Raw genomic sequence first — 1,917 nt, forward strand, 5'->3', positions numbered from 1 at the left:
CCCTGCGCCTGATCGGCGAGGTGATCGAGCGTGAGTTCGGCATCAAGCTCTCGCGCTCGGCCGTGGGGCGGGCGATGGCGGCACTGGGCTTCACCCCGCAGCGCCCGCTGCGCCGGGCGCGCGAGCGCGACCCCGTGCTGGTGGCCCGCTGGGAGCAAGAAGCGTTCCCGGCGATTGCCGCCGAGGCCAAGCGCGTCGGGGCGCGGATCTTCTTCGCCGACGAGGCCGGCATGCGCTCGGATCACCACGCCGGCACGACCTGGGCACCGATGGCCCGCACGCCGACGGTACCGACCACCGGCCAGCGTTTCGGCATCAACATGCTCTCCGCAGTGGCCCCCGACGGGCACTTCCACTTCATGGTGCACGAGGGGCGCGCCACGGCCGAGGTCTTCGTCGACTTCCTCCAACGCCTGCTGCACGACGCCGATCGGCCCGTGTTCCTCATCGTCGACGGCCACAGCATCCACGAGGCGCGCATCGTCAGGGAGTTCGTCGAAGCGCAAAACGGCCGGCTCAAGTTGTTCTTCCTGCCGCCCTACTCCCCGCACCTCAACCCAGATGAGCAGGTCTGGGGCAACGTCAAGGCGCACATCGCCAAGCAGACGGTGGCCAACAAGCTCGACCTCAAGGAGAAGGCTTTGCAGGCGTTGGAGCGCCTGCGCGCATTGCCCAAGGTGGTTGCCGGTTTCTTCCGCCATCCGCACTGCCGCTATATCCTCGATGCCCAGGCGGCGACCTGACATTACTTAATGGACGGTTAGTAACGAATAAGGTTAGATCGCGTGAGCGAAGCGAACCGCGATCTGAACCGTTCGTTGGACGAGCCCGGTGGGAGAAGAGACACGGATAGGCCATAGAAAATATCTTCCATGAAGCCGGGGGGTGTGCCGGTCGCGGGAACCTGCGACCGGCACGCCCCCCCGGTTTTTTTCGTCGCCGTTGCGGTGACGATGTCCCGCCGGTGGGAGAGTTCGCGCTGTTCGGCCCGAATTCGAGCCGAGCGCGCTCCTCGGCCTGCGGCAGCCGAAAACCGAGGGGTCTGTTTGTCGGCGGCGGTTACATCACCGCAGCCGCGGGGGTGCATCCACAAGAAGGATGCCACTCGGATCGCCAGACGGCTCAGCGAACTTGAGGCTGGTCTTTCACGGGACATCAAGAGGCTCACGAATTTCACACCTGAGTATCGGCTTCGCGTCGGCAACTGCAAGGTGCTGTTTGAGGTAGAAGACGATACAGTCGTCGTTTACCGTGTGATGCACCGAAAACACGTCTATGCCAAGAGGTGATCGATGAACCTGCATCCTCAGTTCATAGGCCCAAAAGGGTCAGAAGAGTACGCAGTGCTCCCCATCAAGGAGTTTCGGGCAGTAGCGGAGGCGCTAGAAAGTTATCAGGACTTGCAAGATCTTCGGAGCGCAAAGGAAGCCGAAGGCGGGTCGCCGGCAACTCCGTTGACTGATGTTCTTTCACAACTTGATCTCGAATAAGGCTAATTGACGTTGGGCCTTGAACACTGCGACCTTCAAGAGGCATTGCGATATGAAGCACGAATTTACCCTTGAGTTTTGGGAAGACGATGGCTGGTTTGTTGGAAAGTTGAAGGAAGTTCCAGGGGTCTTCAGTGAAGGGGAAACCCTTTAAGAACTTGAAGAGAATATTGCCGACGCCTATCAGCTAATCTCTCAGGATGACCAGATGGGCACCCATCCGCCTGCGCAAACCAAGGGCATATTTTTGGACGTTGCATAAGACGCGGGCAGTTCGTAAAGGGCTTGACAGTCGCAGGCTAGGTTGTTCACTTTACCGTGTCTGACGCCCAATCCGTTCATGCAGTTTTCGTGTCAGGCCTGAAGGCCCGCCGCCGTCGCGCGAGCATGGAAAGCCCGATGTTGTTCTCGACCCACTGCTCGACGT

General features: G+C 60.4%; 2 protein-coding genes. Both read left to right on the forward strand.

The features are described from left to right. The coding region (locus CKO31_RS25675) for an IS630 family transposase (RefSeq protein ID WP_200243655.1) at nucleotides 1–743 on the forward strand (743 nt) is incomplete at its 5' end. 210 nt (nucleotides 744–953) lie between these two features. Continuing rightward, nucleotides 954–1,289, forward strand: coding sequence for a type II toxin-antitoxin system RelE family toxin (locus tag CKO31_RS27815; protein WP_369075153.1), 336 nt, complete (start codon nucleotides 954–956; stop codon nucleotides 1,287–1,289). Nucleotides 1,290–1,917 lie beyond the last annotated feature (628 nt).

This window comes from Thiohalocapsa halophila (genome assembly GCF_016583825.1).
Taxonomy (GTDB): Bacteria; Pseudomonadota; Gammaproteobacteria; order Chromatiales; family Chromatiaceae; genus Thiohalocapsa; species Thiohalocapsa halophila.